The organism is Selenomonas sp., assembly GCF_057272215.1.
In genome coordinates this window covers 14,875-38,295 of record NZ_DBHIUY010000009.1, presented here as the reverse complement: position 1 = coordinate 38,295, position 23,421 = coordinate 14,875, and the positions used below count along the sequence as shown (strand labels likewise).

Annotated in this window: 21 protein-coding genes and 1 riboswitch; of the genes, 3 read left to right on the top strand and 18 right to left on the bottom strand. The window is 53.7% G+C overall.

The window, feature by feature from the left end; translation table 11 throughout:
- Positions 1-22: 22 nt before the first annotated feature.
- From ACO5Z0_RS08915 to motA, 7 genes are all read right to left on the bottom strand, one after another.
- A complete protein-coding gene (locus ACO5Z0_RS08915; protein ID WP_485650004.1) occupies positions 23-1,639 on the bottom strand; it encodes an NAD(P)/FAD-dependent oxidoreductase in 1,617 nt (538 codons plus the stop codon).
- Positions 1,636-2,592: a CdaR family protein gene (locus tag ACO5Z0_RS08910; protein WP_485650003.1), complete on the bottom strand. Its 957-nt coding sequence runs from the start codon at positions 2,590-2,592 to the stop codon at positions 1,636-1,638. The genes ACO5Z0_RS08915 and ACO5Z0_RS08910 overlap by 4 nt, the downstream gene beginning before the upstream one ends.
- Positions 2,589-3,422 (bottom strand): diadenylate cyclase CdaA, encoded by an 834-nt coding sequence (gene cdaA, locus ACO5Z0_RS08905; RefSeq protein ID WP_442672613.1) that lies wholly within the window; start codon positions 3,420-3,422, stop codon positions 2,589-2,591. Before cdaA ends, ACO5Z0_RS08910 begins: the two co-directional genes overlap by 4 nt.
- Positions 3,423-3,558: 136 nt before the next feature.
- A complete protein-coding gene (locus ACO5Z0_RS08900; protein WP_485650002.1) occupies positions 3,559-5,100 on the bottom strand; it encodes an NAD(P)H-hydrate dehydratase in 1,542 nt (513 codons plus the stop codon).
- Entirely contained in the window at positions 5,078-5,476 is a 399-nt protein-coding gene (gene acpS, locus ACO5Z0_RS08895; RefSeq protein WP_485650001.1) for a holo-ACP synthase, read from the bottom strand. The genes ACO5Z0_RS08900 and acpS overlap by 23 nt, the downstream gene beginning before the upstream one ends.
- A gap of 132 nt (positions 5,477-5,608) precedes the next feature.
- The gene (locus tag ACO5Z0_RS08890) at positions 5,609-6,514 is read right to left on the bottom strand and encodes a flagellar motor protein MotB (protein WP_442675957.1); all 906 of its coding nucleotides are present in this window, start codon (positions 6,512-6,514) and stop codon (positions 5,609-5,611) included.
- Positions 6,515-6,517: 3 nt separating this feature from the next.
- A complete protein-coding gene (gene motA / locus ACO5Z0_RS08885; RefSeq protein ID WP_485650000.1) occupies positions 6,518-7,294 on the bottom strand; it encodes a flagellar motor stator protein MotA in 777 nt (258 codons plus the stop codon).
- 631 nt (positions 7,295-7,925) lie between these two features.
- Here motA and ACO5Z0_RS08880 point away from each other — a divergent pair.
- The 3 genes from ACO5Z0_RS08880 to ACO5Z0_RS08870 all read left to right on the top strand — a co-directional run bounded on the left by ACO5Z0_RS08880 (position 7,926) and on the right by ACO5Z0_RS08870 (position 11,437).
- Complete coding sequence (locus ACO5Z0_RS08880) at positions 7,926-8,804, top strand: LysR family transcriptional regulator (protein WP_485649999.1); 879 nt, start codon at positions 7,926-7,928, stop codon at positions 8,802-8,804.
- A gap of 145 nt (positions 8,805-8,949) precedes the next feature.
- Complete coding sequence (locus tag ACO5Z0_RS08875; protein WP_485649998.1) at positions 8,950-10,179, top strand: LL-diaminopimelate aminotransferase; 1,230 nt, start codon at positions 8,950-8,952, stop codon at positions 10,177-10,179.
- A gap of 16 nt (positions 10,180-10,195) precedes the next feature.
- Positions 10,196-11,437 carry an ATP-binding protein gene (locus tag ACO5Z0_RS08870; protein WP_485649997.1) on the top strand — a complete coding sequence of 414 codons (1,242 nt, stop codon included), beginning with the start codon at positions 10,196-10,198 and terminating at the stop codon, positions 11,435-11,437.
- An 88-nt stretch (positions 11,438-11,525) separates the two neighbouring features.
- Here ACO5Z0_RS08870 and ACO5Z0_RS08865 read toward each other — a convergent pair whose 3' ends face one another.
- The 11 genes from ACO5Z0_RS08865 to ACO5Z0_RS08815 all read right to left on the bottom strand — a co-directional run bounded on the left by ACO5Z0_RS08865 (position 11,526) and on the right by ACO5Z0_RS08815 (position 23,319).
- The gene (locus ACO5Z0_RS08865) at positions 11,526-11,726 is read right to left on the bottom strand and encodes a conotoxin LiCr95 (protein WP_485649996.1); all 201 of its coding nucleotides are present in this window, start codon (positions 11,724-11,726) and stop codon (positions 11,526-11,528) included.
- Positions 11,727-11,841: 115 nt separating this feature from the next.
- A complete protein-coding gene (gene metK, locus ACO5Z0_RS08860; protein ID WP_442675952.1) occupies positions 11,842-13,029 on the bottom strand; it encodes a methionine adenosyltransferase in 1,188 nt (395 codons plus the stop codon).
- 158 nt (positions 13,030-13,187) lie between these two features.
- A riboswitch (SAM riboswitch) is annotated at positions 13,188-13,292 on the bottom strand.
- A 46-nt stretch (positions 13,293-13,338) separates the two neighbouring features.
- The gene (gene coaBC / locus ACO5Z0_RS08855; RefSeq protein ID WP_485649995.1) at positions 13,339-14,541 is read right to left on the bottom strand and encodes a bifunctional phosphopantothenoylcysteine decarboxylase/phosphopantothenate--cysteine ligase CoaBC; all 1,203 of its coding nucleotides are present in this window, start codon (positions 14,539-14,541) and stop codon (positions 13,339-13,341) included.
- Entirely contained in the window at positions 14,541-14,753 is a 213-nt protein-coding gene (gene rpoZ, locus ACO5Z0_RS08850; RefSeq protein WP_442672648.1) for a DNA-directed RNA polymerase subunit omega, read from the bottom strand. Before rpoZ ends, coaBC begins: the two co-directional genes overlap by 1 nt.
- 2 nt (positions 14,754-14,755) lie before the next feature.
- Positions 14,756-15,370: a guanylate kinase gene (gene gmk, locus ACO5Z0_RS08845; protein WP_442672647.1), complete on the bottom strand. Its 615-nt coding sequence runs from the start codon at positions 15,368-15,370 to the stop codon at positions 14,756-14,758.
- Positions 15,367-15,645 (bottom strand): extracellular matrix/biofilm regulator RemA, encoded by a 279-nt coding sequence (gene remA / locus ACO5Z0_RS08840; protein ID WP_442672646.1) that lies wholly within the window; start codon positions 15,643-15,645, stop codon positions 15,367-15,369. Before remA ends, gmk begins: the two co-directional genes overlap by 4 nt.
- A 15-nt stretch (positions 15,646-15,660) precedes the next feature.
- Positions 15,661-16,545 carry a YicC/YloC family endoribonuclease gene (locus ACO5Z0_RS08835; protein WP_485650069.1) on the bottom strand — a complete coding sequence of 295 codons (885 nt, stop codon included), beginning with the start codon at positions 16,543-16,545 and terminating at the stop codon, positions 15,661-15,663.
- A gap of 217 nt (positions 16,546-16,762) precedes the next feature.
- Entirely contained in the window at positions 16,763-19,993 is a 3,231-nt protein-coding gene (gene carB / locus ACO5Z0_RS08830; protein WP_485649994.1) for a carbamoyl-phosphate synthase large subunit, read from the bottom strand.
- A 2-nt stretch (positions 19,994-19,995) separates the two neighbouring features.
- Positions 19,996-21,069: a glutamine-hydrolyzing carbamoyl-phosphate synthase small subunit gene (carA, locus tag ACO5Z0_RS08825; RefSeq protein WP_485649993.1), complete on the bottom strand. Its 1,074-nt coding sequence runs from the start codon at positions 21,067-21,069 to the stop codon at positions 19,996-19,998.
- Positions 21,066-22,376, bottom strand: a complete 1,311-nt coding sequence (locus ACO5Z0_RS08820; RefSeq protein ID WP_485649992.1) for a dihydroorotase — start codon at positions 22,374-22,376, stop codon at positions 21,066-21,068. The genes carA and ACO5Z0_RS08820 overlap by 4 nt, the downstream gene beginning before the upstream one ends.
- On the bottom strand, positions 22,360-23,319 hold the full coding sequence (locus tag ACO5Z0_RS08815; RefSeq protein WP_485649991.1) for an aspartate carbamoyltransferase catalytic subunit: 960 nt from the start codon (positions 23,317-23,319) through the stop codon (positions 22,360-22,362). The genes ACO5Z0_RS08820 and ACO5Z0_RS08815 overlap by 17 nt, the downstream gene beginning before the upstream one ends.
- Between the last annotated feature and the right edge of the window lie 102 nt (positions 23,320-23,421).

Here is a 23,421-nt window from a genome sequence, read left to right as displayed (position 1 = left end):
TTCTTTTCGCTCTTCGGCAATGTTATTTCATAGAATCCTTATGCGTCAAAAAAGCAAGCGCAGCCTTCATACCATCCATAGCAGCGCTCATGATGCCGCCGGCATAGCCCGCACCCTCACCGATCGGATATAGACCCGAAAGCCCATGCGCCAGGAAGCTCTCCTTTTCACGCACAATGCGGCACGGCGCGGAAGAGCGCGTCTCGACGCCTGTCAACGGTATATCGGATGCGGCAAACCCAGGGATACGCCGTTCAAAAGCGCAAAGCGCATCCTCAAGCGTATCCGTGACGAAGCGCGGCAAACACTCGTGCAGATCGGCAATGCGTACACCGGGCAGATACGTCGGCTGCACGAGGAAATCGCCCGCACCCTTCCGATGTGCCAGAAAGTCGCCGATGGACTGCACAGGTGCGCGATAATCGCCGCCTGCCAAACGAAAGGCGAGACTCTCACACCGACGTTGAAACGCCAGCCCCGCAAGCGCCTCGCCGCCGAAATCCCTCGGACCGACCTGCACGAGAAGAGCGGCGTTCGCCACACCCGAGCCGCGCGCATAGCAGCTCATGCCATTCGTCGCAACACGCGAAAGTTCGGACGCCGCTGCAACGACCTGCCCGCCCGGACACATACAGAAAGAATAGGCGCCTCTGCCGCGCACCTTGTCTTGAAAAGTCAAACTGTAATCCGCCGCAGGAAGTTTCACATTCCCCGCATCCATCCCGTACTGCATGTGGTCGATGAAGTCCTGCGGATGCTCGATGCGCACGCCCACGGCAAACGCCTTCGCCTCCATGAAAAGACCGCGTGAAAGAAGCATCTTGTAAGTGTCACGCGCCGAGTGCCCTATGGCGAAAAACGCTGCCTGCGTCTTTATGCGCTCCTCTCCGTTGATGATGACTGCCTGTAAAGCGCCATCTTTCAACTCGATATCCGTCACTTGAGCCTCAAAGCGAACCGTGCCGCCCAAGCGCAGAATCTCCTCGCGTATGTTTTTGACAATGCCGCGCAGAAGATCTGTGCCGACATGCGGCTTGTGCAGATACTTGATCTCCTTCGGCGCCCCCGCCCTGACAAAGGCGTCAAGCACCTCACGCACTAACGGATCGCCGCTGCGCGTCGTCAGCTTGCCATCAGAAAATGTCCCCGCGCCGCCCTCGCCAAACTGCACGTTAGAGCGCACATCAAGCACACCCATCTGCCAAAAGCGTTTGATCGCCGCATGGCGCGCATCAACATCATAACCGCGCTCCATGACAAGCGGCGCATGACCAGCACGCGCGAGCATCCATGCAGCAAACATGCCCGCAGGGCCAAATCCCACGACAACAGGCGGCGGATCGCTTCTCAGCGGCGGCACAAAGCGCGCGAAACTCAATGGCTTCTCTTCCTCAGCAAGCGTAATCTGACGGTCCTGCCTCATCCGTGCTAAAATCTTTTTTTCATTCCCTCGGACAGCAGCATCGAGCGTATAGATAAACGCCAGCGGTGCGCCATGATAGCGACGCGCATCAAGAGCCTTTCGCACAATCTGCACCTCAAGGACTGCATCCGATGAAACGCCTAAGCGCTCGGCCGCGATCTCCTCCAGCGAGCGCTCATCCGTCAAGGGCACAAAGCAGCTTTTGATCCGTATCATGGTGCGCCCGCTTCCTTCGCTTCTGCCTTCGGCTTCAATTCGACGGTAACCGTCACCTCACGATTAGAGATCGCGACCCCCGCCGGAATGGCAAGCTGCACGGTCTTTTTACCGCTCTGCTTCATATCGGAAACAGTGATTTTCTCCGTATCAATGCTTGTCAGTTTAGCGATCTCCGCAGCCTCTCCCGCGATCTCAATCTTCGCCGGATCCACTTGAACCTGCCCTAAAGTAAAGCCTGCCGGCAGCGCTTCATCCACTACGGGACGCACGCTGACAACCTTGCGTGAAAGCCCGCGCGCAAGCTGTACGGACACACCCACCGAACGCGAAAGAAGCTCCACGTCTTCGACCGCTTTACCATCGCTGTTGATCGGCGTAAGGGGTACCTGTAAATCAAAATCATCGCGATTGCCTGAAAGACCGATATAGCCGATGGCGCGATCAATCTCATCCACACGCGACTCAGGTCCTTCGACGATTGTAGTGTTCGCTGTCTGCGAAATCTTGCCCACAGTGTAGCCGGACGCCGCCGATCCCGTCACAATGAGGTCGATGCGCACCGAGCGCCGGACAATCTTATCCAACGTGACCGGAACCGTTTCGGGCTGTGTATCGACGAGCTCAAATCCCTGCGGCAAAACGACCTTTACCTTGACCTTATGCTCCCCCGACCCCAATCCTTCGAGATCGGCATACGCCTTGAAACCGTCCGGTTCCGCCGCAACAAAAAAGGAGCGGGCGCCACGCACCTTAATTTTCACGCTTTTTTCTCCCTGCGTAATCTTATAGCCTTCAGGCGCATTGAGAAGATCGACGGCAACGGTAAAACTGCCCTCAATCTGCGGGTTTTGCTCGTTCATGACGAAAAGCCACAGAACAATGGCAACGGCGAGAGCAATGAGCTTCGCTGGAAGGTTGCGCCGAAAAACCGCGTACAAGCGTGTCATCATTTCCCCTTCCTCCAATTCAAAACCATGTCCTTGAACCCCGTCGTCTTCGGAACAAAAATGGGGCGCAGATAGCTCTTCAAATGCTCTGAACTCAAGTGGCGCACGATCCTGCCATTCTCCGCTGCGGATACCGTCCCGGTCTCCTCGCTGACGACGATAATGAGGGCATCGCACTGCTCAGAAAGGCCGATGGCAGCGCGATGACGCGTGCCAAGTTCCGTGCTCAATGTTCGATTTTCCGTCAACGGCAGAAGACAGCCTGCCGCAATCAGACGTTTGCCGCGTATGATAGCAGCACCGTCGTGCAGCGGCGTATTCGGGATAAAGACATTCATGAGAAAGTCTGCCGTAATCAATCCATCAATCTGAACCCCCGTAGCGCTGATATCGTTGAGCCCCATATCACGTTCAAAGACGAGCAATGCGCCAATCTTACGCGAAGAGAGCAGCATCACCGCCTTATCGATCTCGTTGACAAGAGAACGCGCTTCATGGTCGTCGAGGAAAATCGACTTGCCGAAAAAACGTCCCTGCCCCAAATGTTCAAGCGTACGGCGAAGCTCCGGCTGAAAAACGATAGGCAGCGCAACGAAAAGCAGCGTCAGCGTCTGCTGCAAAATCCAGTAAATGACATGCAATGCCAACCAGTTGCAGACGAGCGCCAAGCCCGAGAGCACGAGCAGCCCCTTCACCAGAGTGATGGCGCGCGTATCTTGAAGCATCATATAAAGTTTGTAGAGGATCAGAGCCACAATCAGAATATCGAGGATATCAAGAAAACTGATCGTTGACAGGATCCCTTGAAATTGGATGGGAATATGGAACGGCATAAACAAAACCCCTAGAAAAGCATTCCAACATCGTTGATGCAATGATCGCATCGTCATAAAATTTATTCTGTCTGTACGCAGCGAAATCCTTTTGAAAAAAAGAATTTGCCCAAAAGACCTAAGCTACATCCATTTCTCAGCAAAGTGTTCGCAGGGCTCGCGGTAAATTTTCCAAAATATCCGAAGCGATGAGTCCATACCCCTTTTCATCCGCCGCCAAATCACCGGCAAGCCCGTGAATATAAACACCGGCAAGAGGTGCAAGACCTGCTGCCGTTTGCTTCATAAGACCGGCAATCGTACCTGCAAGCACATCTCCCGCACCTGCCGTCGCCATACCTGCATTGCCTTTCGAAGTGATGAAAACCTGTCCATCGGGATAAACAATCGTCGTGCATTCACTCTTGACGACAAAAACAGCATGGTACTCATGCGCTGCTTCACGCGTCATATCAAGAAGCGACGTACGCAGTTCTTCAACCTTGAGTCCCAAAAGGTGCGCCATCTCACCAAGATGCGGCGTCAAAATCGGCACAAAAGCGAAATTCTTAAACGCCTCTGTTCTTCCGCGGAAAGCATAGATGGCATCCGCATCAAGAATCAGGGGCTTTTTAACAGCGCTGCAGAAATCCTGCACAAACGCCTGCGTTTCCTGCGTCCTGCCCAATCCAGGACCTACGAGAACCGCATCAAACCCCTCCGCCAACGCCAAAGCTTCGCTCGTCGCAGCAACGTCAATCGCTCCCGCCGCCGTTTCAGCAAGGGGCTTTGTCATGACCTCCGTCAGCTTACCCTCCATCACCTCATGCAAACTCTCGGGCAGAGCAAGCACCGAAATTCCTGCACCGCTTTTCAGAACAGCAGCAGCGGCAAGCGCTGCTGCTCCCGTCATACCGCGCGAACCTGCAATAACAAGGATGCGTCCACAAGAACCTTTATGTGCATCGAGTGGGCGCGGCAGAAGAATGGGCGCTACCGTCGGCTCGTCGAGATATGTCTGACGAATCTCTTCATCTTCGAGCAGAGCCTTCGGTATACCGATATCATCAACAAGCAATTTTCCTGTCGCGGTTTCTCCCGGACAAAGCATGTGTCCAAACTTAGGCAATCCAAAAGTCACAGTAAGATCCGCCTGTATCGCTTCCGGTGCGGCGCAGCCCGTATCCGCTTCGATACCCGTCGGCAGATCAATGGATATGACCGGCTTACCGTGGCTATTGACCATGCGCACGACACGCGCCGCTGAATCGCGCAATCCACCGGAAAACCCTGTGCCCAAGATACCGTCAACGACACCGTCGACAAAGCGCAGCGTGACCTGCAGTTTGTCCCAATCCCTCTCGGTTTCAAGCACATGCACGACGCTCCCCATCTTGATGATGATATCACGATTGAGCGCCGCACTCTTTGTCAAATGCGCCGGATTTCCCACAAGAAAGATGCTGAGCTGCGCACCATGATTCATTAAATGGCGCGCAGCAACAAAAGCATCGCCGCCGTTATTGCCGCTTCCTGCAAGTATGCAAAGACGCTTTCCCGCAACGCCGCCCAAATATTCTTCAAAAGCGGCAGCGACTTCGCGTCCCGCATTCTCCATCAACAGAATCTCGGGCACGCCGTACTCCTCGATGGCTCTTTTATCAATCTTTTTCATTTCATTTGCCAAAGTGATCTTCATACTGCTCCCCCTCCAAAATACACTGTGCAACGGCATATTCCCTAGCATGGCTCAAAGAAAGCAGTATGCGCCTCACGCCTCGCTCCCTCGCCAGCGCCGCGTAATAGTCAAAAAGATGAACCTCCGGCGCACCGAGCGCATCGGGCACGATCTCAATGTCGAGAAGTGTGCCTCCCCGCAGTCCCGTACCGAACGCTTTCAAAACCGCTTCTTTCCCTGCCCAACGCACCGCATACGACGCTGCACAGCCTTTGCCGCGCCGCATACAATACGCGCGTTCCGACTTCGTGAATACACGCGCAAGGAAAGCCTCACGGCGAATCGCTTTTTCCACACGCGCGATCTCTATAATATCCGTCCCCAAGCCCAGAAGCATACACACATCTCCTCGAAAACAAAAGGGTTGATTGCCGCAAGGGATTCCATATGCTTTCAAGCAATCAGTCATTCCATAGAAAAAGCCGACTTTATTATATACATAGATAAAGCCGACTTCCCTCTCACTATTCTACTGTTCCTGCCGTGCCGGAGCAGGCTCCTGCGCCCGCTGCACGTTGCCCGGCGCCGTCGGGCGTATCGGCGTGATGACAGGCTGCATATCACCGCCTGCCGATGAGGCGTCGGGCAGCTCGGGTCTTGCCGTCACCGCTTCCGTCGCTGAACTGTCGGGGTTGAACTGATATGTTCTGGCGATCAGCACCTCGACGCGGCGATTCTGCGAACGCCCCTCATCCGTCTTATTATCAGCAATCGGGCGATACTCACTATAACCAATGGAACTGAAGCGTGCCGGATTCAATGACGCATTGTTCGAAAAGAGGAACTTCATGAAATTCAAAGCACGCTGCGAACTAAGCTCCCAATTCGACGGATAACGCGCCGTAGCAATCGGCACATTGTCCGTATGTCCGGAAATCACAACGCGCTCGGGAATCTTAGCAAGAAGTCCGGCGACGACCGGTCCGATCTTCTGCGCCTCCCCCACAAGCTCCGCAGATCCTGATGGGAAGAGCGCCTTTTCCTTGATGCGTATCATCAGACCGTCATCCGTCATCGTCGTATTCAGCTCGCCTTGCAGACCGTTCTGATTGATATAGTTATCGAGCTCTTTTTTCACCTCTTCCAAGGACTTCGCCTCTTGAATGTAGGCGCTGTTTCCCTTGTCCTCCGTCGCCACACGTTCGGCGCGTCGGCTCACACTCGGTCCCATCTGATCGAAGAACGACGGACCGCCCGTATTAAACGCTGCACTGAACGCCTGTGCCATCTGCGCCATCTTAGCTGAGTCCGTAGCCGACATCGCATAGAGGGCGATGAACGTAGCAAGGAGAAGCGTCATGAGGTCGGAATAAGGCAGCAGCCAAGCCTCGCCCGCTTCTTCTTCATGCGGTGCATGCCGCTTCTTTCTCGCCATGCCTTACGCCTCCTTCTTCAGTAGATCGCGCTCCGACTGCGGTATGAACACCATGAGCTTCGCCTCAATAGCCGTCGGCGAATCACCTGCCTGCAAGGACAGGATACCCTCAACAATCATGCGCTTCTGACCGATTTCAGAATCCGACATGATCTTGAGCTTGTTTGCCCAAGGAAGCCAGAGAACGTACGCCGTATAAATACCGAGGATCGTCGCAACGAACGCAGCCGCAATGGCGTGACCGACGACGTTGACGTCTGACAGATTGCTCAGAGCCGCGATCAGACCGACAACGGCGCCGAGAACGCCGAGCGTAGGCGCGTAGGTTCCCGCCTGCATGAGCATCAAGCGACCCAAGGAGTGACGTTCCTGCATGACGGAAATTTCAGCATCGAGCACATCGCTGACGAAGTCCGGATCCATGCCGTCGATGACCATGCTGAGTCCCGTCTTGAAAAACGGATCAGAGATGTCCTCGACGCGGCTTTCCAAAGCCAAGATGCCTTCGCGGCGCGCAATCTGCGAAAGCTCAATAAAGAGCTGCAGCAGCTCTCCCTTCTGATGCGAAGGCGGCGCTTTGAACGTCATCTTGATCAGCTTCGGAAGCATCTTCATCTCATCCATGCGGAACGCCGTGAAAAGACAGGCAAATGTTCCGAGAATGATGATCATGAATGCCGCCGGATTGTTCAAGGAACTGATTGGCGCACCCTTCAGGATCATGCCGCCGAAGATAGCGACAAGACCTGATACCAGACCGATTAGCGTTGATTTTTCCAAAAAAATCCCCCTCTTCCCTAATGCCAGAGACGCAGGGCGTCTCCTGCAACGCCGTCTGCCCACTTGCATCCAGCATTCACAAATGATGCAGATGATATTCGCGGCGTTTCCATCCTTGCCTGCAGCCGACCTCGTCAGCTTTGCGGAACATCTTCGATGTCCTTCATCCTACATGCAAATCCATTTAAAGCGGCACGCGGCAGCTATCCGGACTTCATGTAAAAAAAGCGCAAATTACAGCTTATTACCTACTATATATCGGCATAAGTACAGAAAAAATTTACGTTCTGCCACAAGGACTTTGCCACTATTTTTCGTTAACTCTCCGTCCTCAATGCGCTTTCTTATAGTGAAACACCGCAGAATCTCACAGCAATCTCAAAAAAATCGTTCAGTCACAGAAAAACATCAACCCTCGGCGCTTTTTTGCACCTTCATAGGCGCTGAACCTGTACTTTACAGTTTACACCAGATGAGAGATACTGTAAAGAAACATTTTTGAATATATACATCTGTTTTTAATCATAAAAAATAAATTTTTCTTATTGTATCATAGATGTTTTTGAAGTATGATATAATTAACAAAGATAATTTACCTTTATGGACGTTGGAGAATGGATGGCGATCAATCATGGAATTAAGACAGCTCGAATACTTTCAAATGGCCAGCCGCTTAAAAAACATCACGCGTGCTGCCGAGAGACTTCGCGTATCACAGCCCAACATCACCGTCGCAATCAAAAAGCTTGAAGCGGAACTCGGCATCCAGCTCTTTGACCGCAGCCAAAAGCAGCTGTCGCTCACACCGGAAGGAGCCGTGTTCTTGACCCGCATCGAGCTGGCCCTGCGCAATATCCAAGATGCAGTTCTTGAAGTCAACGACTACAAACAGCTGCAAAAAGGCACGATCAAGATCGGTATCCCGTCCATGATCGGCGCCTACCTCTTCCCCAAAATTTTTTCAAGTTTCCAACGCAAGTATTCGCACCTCGACGTCTATCTTTACGAGGAAGGCTCCATGCGCATCCGCGAGCAGCTTGAGCGCGATGAACTCGACTTCGGCATCGTCATCCTCTCCAACGCTGCAGCGAGTCTGCAGACGCTCCCCATGGCGAAAAGTCAAATCGTCGCCTGCCTGCCGGTACAGCACCCGCTTGCAAAAAAGAAATCCGTCTCCCTGCATGACATTGAAGATGTAAGTCTCATCATGTTAAAAGACGGCTCCTTCCTTCGAAAGCTCCTGCTCGACACTTTCAAACAAGAAAGCATCACGCCTGACATCGTGCTTGAATCAAACCAGATCGAGACCATCAAGGGACTGATCGCCAGCGGCGCCGGCATAGCCTTTTTGCTCGACTTCATCGTTGAAGAAGCGCCGGGCATTGTCACCCTGCCCTTTGATAAACCCGTCTTTGTCGATGTCGGACTAGCTTGGAAGAAAGATCGCTACGTCTCTAAGGCGGCGCAAGCCTTCATCGACTTCTGTCAAAACACCTTGAAAAAAGAGTAGCAAACGAAAACGACCGCGCCCATCGGAGCGGTCGTTTTCGTTTGCGAAAAAATCCTATGAGAATCTCTGAAAAATATGCTACAATGACAGCGGCAACCACAATGTACGCTGCTTTATACAAAAAAGCGTCTCAGGAGGAATCATCATGGCTTACATCAACGAAAATTATCAAAAACTCACCGGCAGCTATCTCTTCCGCGAAATCGCGCACCGCGTCGCAGATTACAAAGAAAAACACCCTGCTGCCAATGTCATATCACTTGGCATCGGCGACGTGACGCAGCCCCTGCCGCCCGCTTCCATCGCCGCCATGCACAAAGCAGTGGATGAGATGGCGGATGCCAAGACATTCCGCGGCTATGGTCCCGAACAAGGCTACGGCTTTCTCATCAAGAAGATCATCGAAAGTAATTTCCACGACCTTGGCATTGCGCCCGATGAAGTGTTTATCTCCGACGGCGCCAAGAGCGACTGCGGCAACATCCAGGAAATCTTCAGCGAAAAGGCAAAAATCGCCATCACCGACCCCGTCTATCCGGTCTATCTTGATACAAACGTCATGGCGGGACGCACAGGCAAACTGCAAAAAAACGGTCATTTCGACGGCGTCGTTTATCTGTCCTGCACGGCGGAAAACGACTTCATGCCCGAACTGCCGAAGGAGCATGTTGACATCATCTACCTGTGCTCACCAAACAATCCGACAGGCATGGCGATGACGCGTGAAGCCCTTACAAAATGGGTCGCTTATGCACACGAAAATGAATCCGTCATACTCTTCGACGCCGCCTATCAAGCCTTTATCACAGAGGACGATCTGCCGCGCTCCATCTTTGAAATCGAAGGCGCGAGGGACGTCGCCATCGAATTCCGCTCCTTTTCCAAGACCGCAGGCTTCACAGGCACGCGCTGTGGCTACATCGTACTGCCAAAAAGCGTGCAGGGACGAAGCGCCGACGGCACGAAGAAGAGCCTCAACCCACTTTGGAATCGACGCCATACGACAAAATACAACGGCACATCCTACATCATCCAGCGCGGTGCAGAAGCCATCTTCACTCCCGAAGGAAAGAAAGAAACCGCAGCAACCATCGCCTACTACCTCGAAAACGCCCACATCATCCGCGAAGGTCTGGAAAGCATCGGCATCACGGCATACGGCGGCGTAAATGCGCCATACATCTGGCTCAAGGTGCCGCAGGAGCTCTCATCATGGGACTTCTTCGACAAACTTCTTGAGGAAGCAAACATCGTCGGTACACCAGGCGCAGGATTCGGTCCATGCGGTGAAGGATATTTCCGACTCACGGCCTTCGGAGAGCGCGAAAACACGAAGCTGGCAATCACACGCCTCAAAGAAAAGCTGAGACTTTAATGAAAAGAGGATTCCCATGCTCAAACCTCACCTGCAAGAACTCTGCGTCTGCCGTTCCATCCTAGATGACGCACTCATCAGGGATTTTCTGCACTTTCTGGAAAATCCCGAAGCCACATCTCACACCTACAGATTTATAGCAGGGCTCATAGAAAAATCCGAAGAACTCGGCCTTGCAGGAAATGTCCTCCGCGCTTATTTCCTCCATGTACTCGCTCACACGGAAAACACCTTCTCCCGCACGTTGGAGCGGTCGGGCGGCAATATCGGCAAAAGTCTGTACAACGCTTTCGTGCGCGATATGGAGATCCTCTCTGACATCTTTCAAGAATTGCCGAGCACCATGCTGCCGACCGACCTTCTCGACAACTACACGCCGACGAAAAAACGCACGACCGAGATGCTCGCCTTTCTGCACGAACAGATGAAAGATGCAGCTTCGGCGCAAGATACGGCAAACGCATTCCTCACCTTTTATCAACGCTACGGCTGCGGTGAAATCTCAAGCCGCAAAGCCTTCTCATGGAACGAAAAGACGCACGCACTTCAAGGCATCCAACACTTCGAAGCGCCGCCGCTTACCGACATCATCGGTTACGAACGTCAAAAGAAGCAGCTGACGGACAACACGGAAGCCTTCCTCAAAGATCGTCCCGCCAACAACGTCCTCTTGATCGGTGCACGCGGCACAGGAAAGTCATCTGCCGTCAAGGCGCTCGTCCACGAATACCATCGTCAGGGACTTCGCCTCGTACAGCTTACGAAAGCACAGCTCGGCGAGCTGCCTCGCATACTCGCGGCACTGCGGAAGTTTCCTTCCAAACACTTCATTCTCTTCCTCGATGATCTATCCTTCGAAGAGTTTGAAACCGATTATAAATTTTTAAAATCTGCCATCGAAGGCGGCGTCGAGGCGCGCCCCAAAAACGTGCTCATCTACGCGACTTCCAATCGCCGTCACCTCATCAAAGAAAGCTGGCGCGACCGTGAACAGGCAGCCGACGAGCTTTACCGTCAAGACAGCATGAACGAAACGATCTCTCTTTCCGACCGCTTCGGGCTCATCATCACATTTCTTTCCCCCGACCAAGAGCAATATCTGGCGATCATCTCCCACTATCTTAAAAAAGAAAACATCCGCCTCACTCCCGAAGATCTGCGCATCCTCGCGCACCGTTGGGAACTTGAACACTCGGGGCGCAGCGGCCGCACAGCACAGCAGTTCGTCGTACACTATCTCGGACAAATGAGGAAATGAAGAATCCCCCTCGCTTCTCTCAAAAGAGTCGCGAGGGGGATGTTCTTCATGTAGGCGCAAAGAGCAGCTCCATAACTTCGGCTGCAGCTTATCTGCGATCGTAAGTGCAGTAGCCGTTCTCGTCGCAGTAGGGACCGTTCTGCTCGCTGTCTCGATAGCATCTGCTGCCGCAGCAATTATAGCGCTGCACACCTGCCGTATCTTCCGCCGATGACATCGAAGCCGCAAAAACGGGAGCCGCACTCACTGCAAGCATAGCCAGAAGAGCGGCAAAAAGCATCTTTTTCATGGAAACACCTCCTATTATCAGTATACTATAGAAGCATCTTCATTACAAGGGAAGCTAGGATGCGCGACAAAGCGAGACAGCCGCATCGCTGTCTCACTTTGTATGTCTATTCTTTTCAGATGCCCGCAGCTTTCTTCAAGGCATCCGCCTTGTCCGTCTTTTCCCACGGCAGGTCGGCATCGGTGCGGCCGAAGTGACCGTAAGCCGCCGTCTGCTCGTAGATCGGGCGGCGCAAGTTGAGGTTGCTGATGATCGACGCCGGGCGCAGGTCGAAGTTCTCGCGCACGAGTTTTTCGATCAGAGCCTCATCCACCTTGTTCGTGCCAAAGGTATCGACCATGATCGAGACGGGCCGCGCAACGCCGATGGCGTAGGCGAGCTGGATCTCGCAGCGCTCGGCAAGACCTGCTGCGACGATGTTCTTCGCCACATAGCGTGCAGCGTAGGCAGCGGAACGATCGACCTTCGTGGGATCCTTGCCCGAGAAAGCGCCGCCGCCGTGGCGTGCCATGCCGCCGTAAGTGTCAACGATGATCTTGCGGCCCGTGAGTCCCGAGTCGCCCTGCGGTCCGCCGATGACAAATTTGCCCGTCGGATTCACGAAATACTTCGTATCCGCCGTCAGAAGCTCTGCGGGAACGATGACCTTGATGACCTTTTCGATCATATCTTTGCGAATCGTTTCCAGATCGACTTCCGGATCGTGCTGCGTAGAAATGACGATGGCATCGACGGCAACGGGCTTGCCATCCTCGTAGCGCACCGTCACCTGGGTCTTGCCATCGGGGCGCAGGTAGCCGAGTTCGCCGTTCTTACGCACTTCTGCAAGGCGACGCGCCAGACGATGCGCCAGCGCGATCGGCAGCGGCATAAGCTCGGGCGTCTCGTTTGCAGCGTAACCAAACATCATGCCCTGATCGCCTGCGCCGATGGAGTCGGCGACATCAGACTCTCCCTCCTTCGCCTCAAGAGCCTTGTCAACACCGAGCGCAATGTCGGCGGACTGCTCGTCAAGCGATACGAGGATGCCGCATGTCGCTGCGTCAAAACCGTACTTCGCACGCGTGTAGCCGATCTTCTCCACGGTCCGACGAATGATATGCGGGATGTCGATGTAGCACGAGGTCGAAATCTCTCCGACGACATGGACCTGTCCCGTCGTCACTAAAGTCTCACACGCTACACGCCCCATCGGATCTTTCGCAAGAATCGCATCGAGAATGGCGTCAGAAATCTGATCTGCCATTTTGTCGGGATGACCTTCCGTCACCGACTCGGACGTAAACAACATCGTTTTGCTCATGGTATGCTCCATTCCGCTGCTGTCGCCCACAGCCAAATTCAGTAAAGGCAGGGTGCGACCTTCCCTGCCCAACGGCTTCAAAAACGCCGTCTTTCAGCAAACCATACATCATCCATCAAAAAAGACCCTCTTCCTATAAAAAGAGAGTCTTTCATTCGCTCCCATCTCATAGGCTAAACCTATCGGAATTGGCACCTTTTTGACATAGGTCAACGGTTGCCGCAGTTTCACAGGGCCAGTCCCTCCGCTGCTCTTGATGAGTGATATTCGATTTGGTTCCATTATAAGGGAAAAGTTCTCGATTGTCAACTATTTTTGTAGGGATTCAATGCGATCAAGAAGATGTACTGCCACCGCCTGCTTACTCATCAAGGGGACCTCCTCAACGGAGCCGTCGCGCGCCACAATCTTCACAAGATTCGTTTCTGTATTGAATCCTGCGTCAGGGCACGTCACATCATTCGCCACGATGAGATCAAGATTTTTCTTCTTGAGCTTTTCTTTTGCATAACCGAGGAGGTTCTGCGTTTCCGCCGCAAAGCCGACGAGGATCTGCCGCGCCTTTTTCCGCGCGCCGAGTTCCAGCAGGATGTCGGGATTCTTCTCCAAGATGAGCGTCAATTCAGCATCGTTCTTCTTGATCTTGTGCGCCGCCGCTTCCTTCGGACGATAGTCAGCGACAGCCGCTGCCTTGATGACGATATCGGCGTCCTCCGCTTCCTGCAGAACGGCGCCCCGCATGGCAAGCGCCGATTCCGTATGCAGAACGCGCACGCCATGCGGATCAGCGAGAGCAACGGCGCCGCCCGCAATAAGCACGACGTCTGCGCCGCGCCGCGCCGCTTCCTTCGCGACGGCATACCCCATCTTGCCGCTTGAGCGATTGCCGATGAAGCGCACAGGATCGATCGCTTCCAGCGTACCGCCTGCGGTCACGAGCACCTTTTTGCCGGCAAGCGACTTGCTGCACTCTCCCGCTTCCTCCAACGCACGCACAATGTCCACAGGTTCAGGCAAGCGTCCCACACCCGTCACACCACATGCCAAATACCCCGTCGCAGGCGCAATCTTATGCCAGCCGCGCGCTTCGAGCTTCGCCATATTTTCCTGCGTCACGGGGTTTTCGTACATCGCATGATTCATCGCAGGCGCGAAAAAAATCGGCGCTGTCATCGCAAGCAGCGTCGTCGTCAACAGGTCGTCGGCAATGCCCGCCGCCGCCTTGGCGATGATGTTCGCCGTCGCAGGCGCGATGAGGACGATGTCCGCAAGGCGCGCAAGAGCGATATGCTCGACGTTCCAATGCGCAGGCTCCTGCCACATATCAAGCGATACCGGCTGTCCCGTGATCTCTCGGAAGGTCAGAGGCATGACGAATTGGGCGGCTTCCTTCGTCATGACGACGTGAACCTCTGCCCCTTTTTTTCGCAGACGGCTCGCAACTTCCACCGCCTTATAAGCGGCAATCCCTCCCGTGACGCCCAGAACAATCTTCTTACCCTCAAGAATCATTATTTGATGCCGCCTTTGCTGCGCCGATAGAGAATGTCCCCCTCAGCAATCTCCTCCAAGGCAATCGTCACATCTTTCGTCGACTTCGCGGCGACTTTCGGTTCCTCGCCGCCGAGAAGCTGCCGCGCACGCTTCGCCGCCAAGACAACAAGCGTATAGCGGCTGTCAACTACATCCAAAAGTTTATTGATCGAAGGATCTGCCATGCTCATGTTTACTCTTCCCTTCCCTTTTCCATCTCGTCAAAAAGTTCCTCATTGCGCACGACAAGACGCTTCTCCGCCGCTAAGACGGCACGTACGGCAGCAACCGCACGCTTCACCTCATCGTTGATGACGACATACTTATAAAGCCGCCCCACTTCGATTTCCTCAACCGCCGCCTTGAGACGTTTTTGCAAAACCTCTTCCGTCTCCGTATCGCGTCCGCGAATGCGCCTTTCAAGTTCGGCGAGCGACGGCGGTAAAATGAAGATAAATACACCTTCGGGAAACTTTTCGCGCACCTTCATCGCGCCCTGCGTGTCGATTTCAAGCAGGATGTCCTCGCCCGCTGCGAGTTTTTCCTCCACTTTCTTCAAGGGGGTTCCGTAGTAGTTGTCATACACTTTCGCCCATTCAAGAAGAGCATCCTTTTCGATCATTTCTTCAAACGCTTCAACCGAAAGAAAGTAATAGCTTTCCCCCTCGATCTCTCCTGCACGCGGCTTTCTCGTCGTAGCAGAGACAGAGTAGGCGAGATGCGGCTCTTTTTCCAAAAGCGCATGACAAATCGTACCTTTTCCGGCGCCCGATGGACCGGAAACAACGACTAAAAGTCCTTTTCTCATTTGCCGTCCTCTTTTCCTTTTGCATCCGGCGCATCGGGCTCAAGCACGCGGTGCGCCACAGTCTCCGGCTGCACAGCGGAAAGAATCACATGATCGCTGTCCATGACGACGACGGCTCGCGTGCGCCTGCCGTAAGTGGCATCGATGAGCCTGCCGCCTTCGCGTGCCTCCTGTATGATACGCTTGATCGGCGCCGACTCGGGACTGACGATCGCCACGACGCGATTCGCCGAAACGATGTTGCCGAACCCGATGTTGATGAGCTTGATGTCCATACTGCATCCCTCGCTTCACTCGATGTTCTGCACTTGTTCACGCAGCTTCTCGACTTCACTTTTGATCTCAACGACGATCTTCGCCGCTTGGGTGAAATTCGCCTTGGCGCCGATCGTATTCGTCTCGCGATTGATCTCTTGAATCAAAAAGTCGAGCTTTCTGCCGATGGGCGTCGCTTCTTCTTCAATCGTCTCCCGAAATTGGGCGATGTGGCTCTTGAGACGCACGACTTCTTCGTTGTAGCTGATGCGGTCAGCATACAGCACCGTTTCCTGCATGATGCGCATTTCATCGACGCCCTGCCCTTTGAGCATCTCGCCAAGGACAGACATCAGATGCGCACGATATCGCTCGACGATTTCCGGCTCAAAACCTGAGAGCTTTTCGACCGATTCAGCGAGGAAATCAAGGCGCGGTTCGAAATCGCGGCGCGTATGTTCGCCTTCCTTCTTACGCATCGCAGAAAAATGTTCTAAAGCGCTCTCCAAGGAAGCAAACAGGATCTCGCGGCTGTCCAAAACATCGCGGCTTTCCTCGTGTACACGCAGCACATCGGGATACAAGGCTATTTTACATACATCGGCAGGCGGTGTCAAATGCAGGAAATCGCCAAGCTCATAGAGAGCCGTCTGGTAGGCATATGCCAAGTTCTTGTCCACGACAATCGTCGCTTCCTTTTCACGCTTGTCATGAAAAACGATGTTCACATCGACCTTGCCGCGCGCCGAGTACTTTTTGATGACATTGCGCATGTCATTCTCAAAGACATTGAGCGCACGCGGCATGGAAAACGATATATCCAAATAGCGCTGATTGACCGACTTCACTTCCACATGAACTTTGTAATCTTCATTCTCTTGCCCTGCCGCGCCAAATCCCGTCATGCTCTTCAATGCCACCAACCCCCATTCAGCATCCGCTTCCCCATTTCGTTTTATTATATTATGAAATCTTGACTCCGACAAGCCCGTTAGGGCGCCGACGGAGTCTTAGATTTCATTATGCTTTCTAAGCGCTATGAAATCTTGACTCCGACAAGCCCGTTAGGGCGCCGGCGGAGCCTTAGATTTCATTATGCTTTTTAAGCGCTATGAAATCTTGACGCCAACAAGCCCGTCAGGCGAGATCGTCGCCGCCGCCGACATAGTCCTGCAGAGCCAACGCATAGACCAAACGGCGCTGCTGCATGAAGGACAGGACGCGCAATACCTCCCAAGCTGTATCCAGCGAGGTCAGGCAGACGATGCCGTGCTCCACCGTCGCGCGGCGAATCTTGAAGCCGTCACGCGCAGAACCCTTGCCCTGCGTCAGCGTGTTGACGACCATTTGTATCTGCCCTGTCTTAATCATCTGGATGATATCTGTGCTGCGTTCATGCACTTTGCCCACGATGTCTGAGTCGATGCCCATAGACTGTATCGCGCGCGCTGTACCTTCCGTCGCGGCAATTTGGAAGCCAAGTTCATAAAAGGCTTTGGCAAGCTGCTTTAGTTCCTCTTTATCTTTATCCGCTACGGTGAATAAGATGCGGCCGTTCTTCGGCATGTTCATACCCGCACCTGCAATTGCCTTGTAAAGCGCCCGCGCGTAGTGGTAGTCGATGCCCATGACCTCGCCCGTAGACTTCATTTCCGGACCCAGGGAGATATCGACGTCCTGCATCTTGGCGAACGAGAACACAGGGGCTTTGACGGCGACATAGGGCTTCGGCGGCACAAGTCCAGAGAAGTATCCCATCTTTTCCAAGGACTGCCCCATCGCCGCCCGCGTCGCAAGATTGACCATCTTGACATCGGTGACCTTGCTCAAGAAAGGTACCGTACGGCTCGATCTCGGATTGACTTCGATGACATAGACTTCGTCATTGACGACGACGTATTGAATGTTGAGCATTCCTTTGACATGAAGATTCAAGGCAAGGCGCTTCGTATAGTCGATGATGGTATAAAGCACACGCGCCGGAAGCGTCTGCGGCGGATAAACGGCGATGCTGTCGCCCGAGTGAACGCCGGCACGCTCGATATGCTCCATGATGCCCGGAATGACGACCGTCACGCCGTCGCAGATACCATCGACTTCGACCTCTGTCCCCTGCATGTAGCGATCGACGAGCACGGGATGATCGGGCGTGACCTTGACGGCACGATTCAGATAATCGCGCAGTTCCTCTTCTTTGTAAACGATTTCCATAGCTCTGCCGCCAAGGACGTACGACGGACGCACCATGACGGGATAGCCGATCTCCGCAGCGCCTTCGACGGCGGCTTCTACATCGGTGACGCTGATGCCCTTGGGGCAAGGAATATGCGTCTGACGCAGCACCTCTTCGAAACGCTCGCGATCTTCCGCACGATCAATATCGTCTACCGATGTACCGAAAACATGCACGCCTGCCTTTTGCAGCGACGACGCCAAATTGATGGCGGTCTGTCCGCCAAACTGCACGATGACGCCCTCCGGCTGCTCCTTATCGACGATATTCAACACATCCTCGACCGTCAGCGGCTCGAAATACAGTCGGTCCGATATGTCGAAATCCGTGCTGACCGTTTCGGGGTTGTTGTTGATGATGATGGCCTCATAGCCCATTTCGCGCAGCGCCCAAACCGAGTGAACCGAGCAATAGTCGAACTCGACGCCCTGTCCGATGCGGATGGGACCCGAGCCGAGTACAATGATCTTGCGTTTTTGTGTGCCCGTTTCCACCTCATCTTCCTGCGCGTTGAATGTGGAGTAGTAATATGGCGTCATCGCTTCAAATTCTGCAGCGCATGTATCGACCATCTTGTAACACGGCAGGAGTTTCATCGCCTTGCGCATCGTGCGGATCTCATTCATCGTCCTGCCGGACAGCTCGGCAATCGAGGCGTCGGAAAGACCGATTTTTTTCGCTTCGATGAGATGTTTGGGCGTGACTTCCTCCTGCATGAGCCGAATTTCCACGGAGGCGATGCGCTTGATCTTGCGCAGAAACCAACGGTCGATTTTCGTAAGGTCATAGACCTCATCTACATCGGCAATTCCTCGGCGAAATGCTTCGGCAATCGCAAAGATTCGCTCATCGTTGATCTTTTCCAACGATCTTTTGAGCTTTTCATCACTCCAATCGTCCATTTCCGGCATATAGAGACGCTTCACGCCGATTTCCAAGGAGCGGACCGCTTTCAAGATCGCGCCTTCAAAGTTGCGGTCGATGGACATGACTTCGCCCGTCGCTTTCATCTGCGTGCCAAGCGTATGGTCTGCAAAGACGAATTTATCGAACGGCCAGCGCGGGAACTTGACGACACAATAGTCAATCGACGGTTCAAAACATGCTTTCGTTTTCTGCGTCACGGCGTTTGTAATTTCATCGAGGGAATAGCCTATGGCGATCTTCGCCGAAACTTTCGCGATGGGATAGCCCGTCGCTTTCGAAGCCAAGGCGGATGAGCGGCTGACGCGCGGATTGACTTCGATGACATAGTAGCGATTGCTGTTCGGATCGAGCGCGTACTGCGCGTTGCAGCCGCCCTCGATGTTTAACTCGCGAATGATACGCAAAGATGCGCTGCGCAGCATTTGATAGTCGTGATCGGAAAGCGTCTGCGAAGGCGCGACAACGATGCTGTCGCCTGTATGGACGCCCACGGGATCGAAGTTTTCCATGTTGCAGACCGTGATGCAGTTATCGTTGCCGTCGCGCATGACCTCGTACTCGATTTCCTTCCAGCCGGCAACACTGCGCTCGATCAGCACCTGCCCGATCATGCTGTACTTGAGTCCCTTGATGACCGTTTCAATGAGTTCTTCTTCGTTCTCGGCGATGCCGCCGCCCGTGCCGCCCATCGTATAGGCGGGGCGCACGATCAGCGGATAGCCTATTTCGTTGGCAAAGCCGACGGCGGATTCCACATCATCGACAATCGTACTCTCTGGGATCGGCTCGCCGAGTTTTTGCATCGTTTCCTTAAAAAGCTCGCGATCTTCCGCCTTTTTGATCGCCTCAAGACTCGTCCCGAGAAGCTCCACATGATACTTCTCCAAGACGCCCTTTTCCGACAGCTTTACGGCAAGATTCAAGCCCGCCTGCCCGCCAAGTGTTGCAAGAAGCCCGTCCGGCATTTCCTTCGCGATAATTTCCTCAAGAAACTCCACGGTCAAAGGCTCGATGTAAACGCGGTCAGCAATATGTGTATCCGTCATGATCGTCGCCGGATTGCTGTTGACGAGGACGACTTCCAGACCCTCTTCTTTCAAAGAACGGCACGCCTGCGAACCGGCATAGTCAAATTCTGCCGCCTGTCCGATGATGATCGGCCCCGAGCCGATAACCATGACCTTTTTCAAATAATCTTTCTTCGGCATATCTATTTCGCCTCCTTGAGCATCGAGCGGAACTGTTCGAACAAATAGCGATTGTCCTCTGGTCCCGGCGAGGCTTCGGGGTGATACTGCACGGTGAAAATCGGAAGCTCCGTATGGCGCAGTCCTTCAATCGTATCATCATTGACGGCACGATGCGTGACTTCAAGAGGCAGCCCCTTTAGAGAAGCTTCTTCAACGGCAAATCCATGATTCTGCGACGAAATATGCACGCGGTTCATCGCCAAATTTTTGACGGGCTGATTCGAGCCGCGATGACCGAATTTCAGCTTATATGTATTTGCTCCCATAGCGAGAGCAAACAGCTGATGTCCTAAGCAAATGCCAAACAACGGTTTCTTGCCGATGAGTTTCTTTACTTCGGCGATGATATCGGGAACATCCTGCGGATCGCCTGGACCGTTGGAGAGAAAAATGCCGTCGGGATTTTGCGCAAGGATTTCTTCCGCCGACGTATGCGCCGGCACAACCGTAAGACGAAAGCCGAATTCATGCAAGGAGCGCAGAATGTTCTGCTTGATGCCGAAATCCATGACGACGATATGCGGTGCATCTGCGCACTCTACTTCCCACCGATAGGGTTCTTTCGTCGTCACAGTCGCTACAACATCTTTTTGCAGAGACTGCGCGAGCAGTCGATCCATCGCTTCCTTCGATACACCTTCCGGCACGATGACGCCTTTCATCGTGCCGACAGAGCGAATGTGACGCGTCACGGCACGCGTATCTACGCCGTACAGGCAGGGAACATTCTGCTCTCGCAGAAAAGCCGGCAGCTCCCCTTCCGACTGCCAGTTGCTGCCGACGTCACAAAGCTCGGCTATAATGAATCCGTTGACAAAGGATTTCCTTGATTCCATGAAGTTTTTTGCCACGCCGTAGTTGCCGATCATCGGATACGTCAAAATCACGATCTGGCTGCAATACGACGGATCCGTCAAAACTTCCTGATAGCCTGTCATTCCCGTGTTGAATACGACCTCGCCAAAGGCTTTCGCTTCATCGAGCAATTCGCCGGAGAAAGCGCTGCCATCTTCTAAGACCAATGTTCCTTTCATCCGACATTCTCCTCTTCTCTCGCAAGGACTTTTCCATCGCGCATCACAATGCGGCCATCGACCACCGTCATCACAGCCTTGCCCTTCAAACGATAGCCGACGTATGGCGAGTGTGTGCCGCGCGTATAAAACTGTTCGGCATCTACGACCCATTCCTTATCGAGGTCGATGACCGTAATATCTGCCGGCATACCTGCTTCCAAACTGCCTGCATTCAGATGGAAGAGTGCGGCCGGCGCAGAGGTCATCTTGGCAATGAGCGCGGGCAAATCCATCTTGCCTTTGTGGTAAAGCTCCGTCAAAAGAAGCCCCAAGGTCGTCTCAAGTCCCGGAAAGCCGCTCGGCGCATACATGTATTCGCGGTCTTTTTCCTCTGCAGCGTGCGGCGAATGGTCGGAAACGATGATGTCGATGGTGCCGTCCTTCAGCGCCTCCAACATAGCATCAGCATCCTTCTGCCCGCGCAGCGGCGGATTAACCTTGGTGGAAGAATCCGTAAGCTGCACGCAGTCGTCCGTTAAGATGAGATGATGCGGCGTAACCTCTGCCGTAACTTTCACGCCGCGCCGCTTTCCCTCACGCACAAGGTCTGCCGCGCGTGCCGAGCTGATATGCGCGACATGGACAGGCGCATCGACATATTCCGCGAGCAAAATATCACGCGCCACGGCAATATCCTCCGCCACGGTAGGCCGCCCCTTCATGCCGAGCATAGCGCTCCGATGCCCTTCATTCATAACGCCTTCTTCAATAAGCGACAATTCTTCATCGTGGTCGATGATAATTTTATCAAAATTTCTCAGATAATCCATGCCGTTCATCATGATCTTGGCGGACTTCACATAATGCCCATCATCGGAAAATGCCACAGCGCCTGCCAAACTCATATCGCCGATCTCTGCAAGTTCCTCGCCTTTCTGCCCTTTCGTCAGCGCGCCGATGATTTCGATATGGACGATGCCGACTTCCTCAGCGCGCGCCTGCAAGCTGCGCACCAAAGCGACGGTATCAACCACAGGGCTTGTATTCGGCATCGTGGCGACGGTTGTAAAGCCGCCTGCCGCCGCCGCTTGCGAGCCGGAGAGGAAATCTTCCTTCGCCTCTTGTCCCGGTTCGCGCAAGTGTGTGTGCATATCAATGAGTCCCGGGACGATTACCTTGCCGCTGACGTCGATGATTTCTGCGTTTTCATCCATAATATGGGACGCGACCTCTCGGACGACGCCGTTTTCCACGAGAATATCCGCCTTTTCATCCACACCGTTTTTCGGATCTACGACGCGACCGCCCTTAAAGATCTGTTTCATTTTGCTTTCCTCCAATCAAGACCAATGCCAAGAGCGCCATGCGAACTGCCACGCCGTTCTGCACCTGCTCCTGTATGGCGGAATTGCTGCTGTACGCTACGCGCGGCGAGATTTCCAGCCCTTTGTTCATCGGTCCCGGGTGCAGCACGAGCACATCATCTTTCGCCAGCTTCAAACGCTCCTCGCTCAAGCTAAAAATGCGGGCGTATTCGCGCATGGATGGAAACAATCCCGCCTTTTGCCGCTCCAGCTGTATGCGCAGCACATTGATGACATCGGCGTCGCAGACAGCGTCTTCGATACAGTCATGTACAAATACGCCCGGCTCTTCCTCCAGAAAGCGCGGCAGCAGCGTCCTTGGCCCCGCCAAATGCACTTCCATTCCCATCTTGCGCATACCCCATATATCCGAGCGAGCCACGCGGCTGTGCAAGATATCGCCGATGATAGCGACCTTCAAGCCACGCAACGTCTTTTTGTATTGTAAGATCGTAAATAAGTCCAGAAGCCCTTGGGATGGATGTGCATGTGCGCCGTCCCCCGCATTGACGATCACAGGGGATACGACCTGCGCTGCATAAGCTGCCGCACCTTCCGCCTTGTGACGCATGACAATGGCATCGACTCCCATCGCTTCAACCGTCAGCAGCGTATCGCGCAGACTCTCGCCCTTGACGATGCTGCTCGTCCCTGCGGTGATATTTACGACATCAGCGCCAAGATACTTTCCGGCAAGCTCAAAAGAAGAGCGCGTTCTCGTACTCGGCTCATAAAACAATGTGACGATAGACTTTCCCCGCAGCGTTGGAAGCTTCTTGATATCCCTGTGGATCACATTCTTCATGCCCTTGGCAGAGTCAAGAACGAGCTGGATTTCCTCCGGTGAGAAATCCTCCAGACCCAAAATGTTTTTGCCACGTAGAGAAACAGGATTTTTGTTCAAGCGACTCACTCCCTCAATGCTTGCCCAGAAGAGAAAAAAGCTTTCTTATGCAAGGCATAAGAAAGCTTTTGTGCATGGCAAGGATGCGGCTCTTCAAGCCCA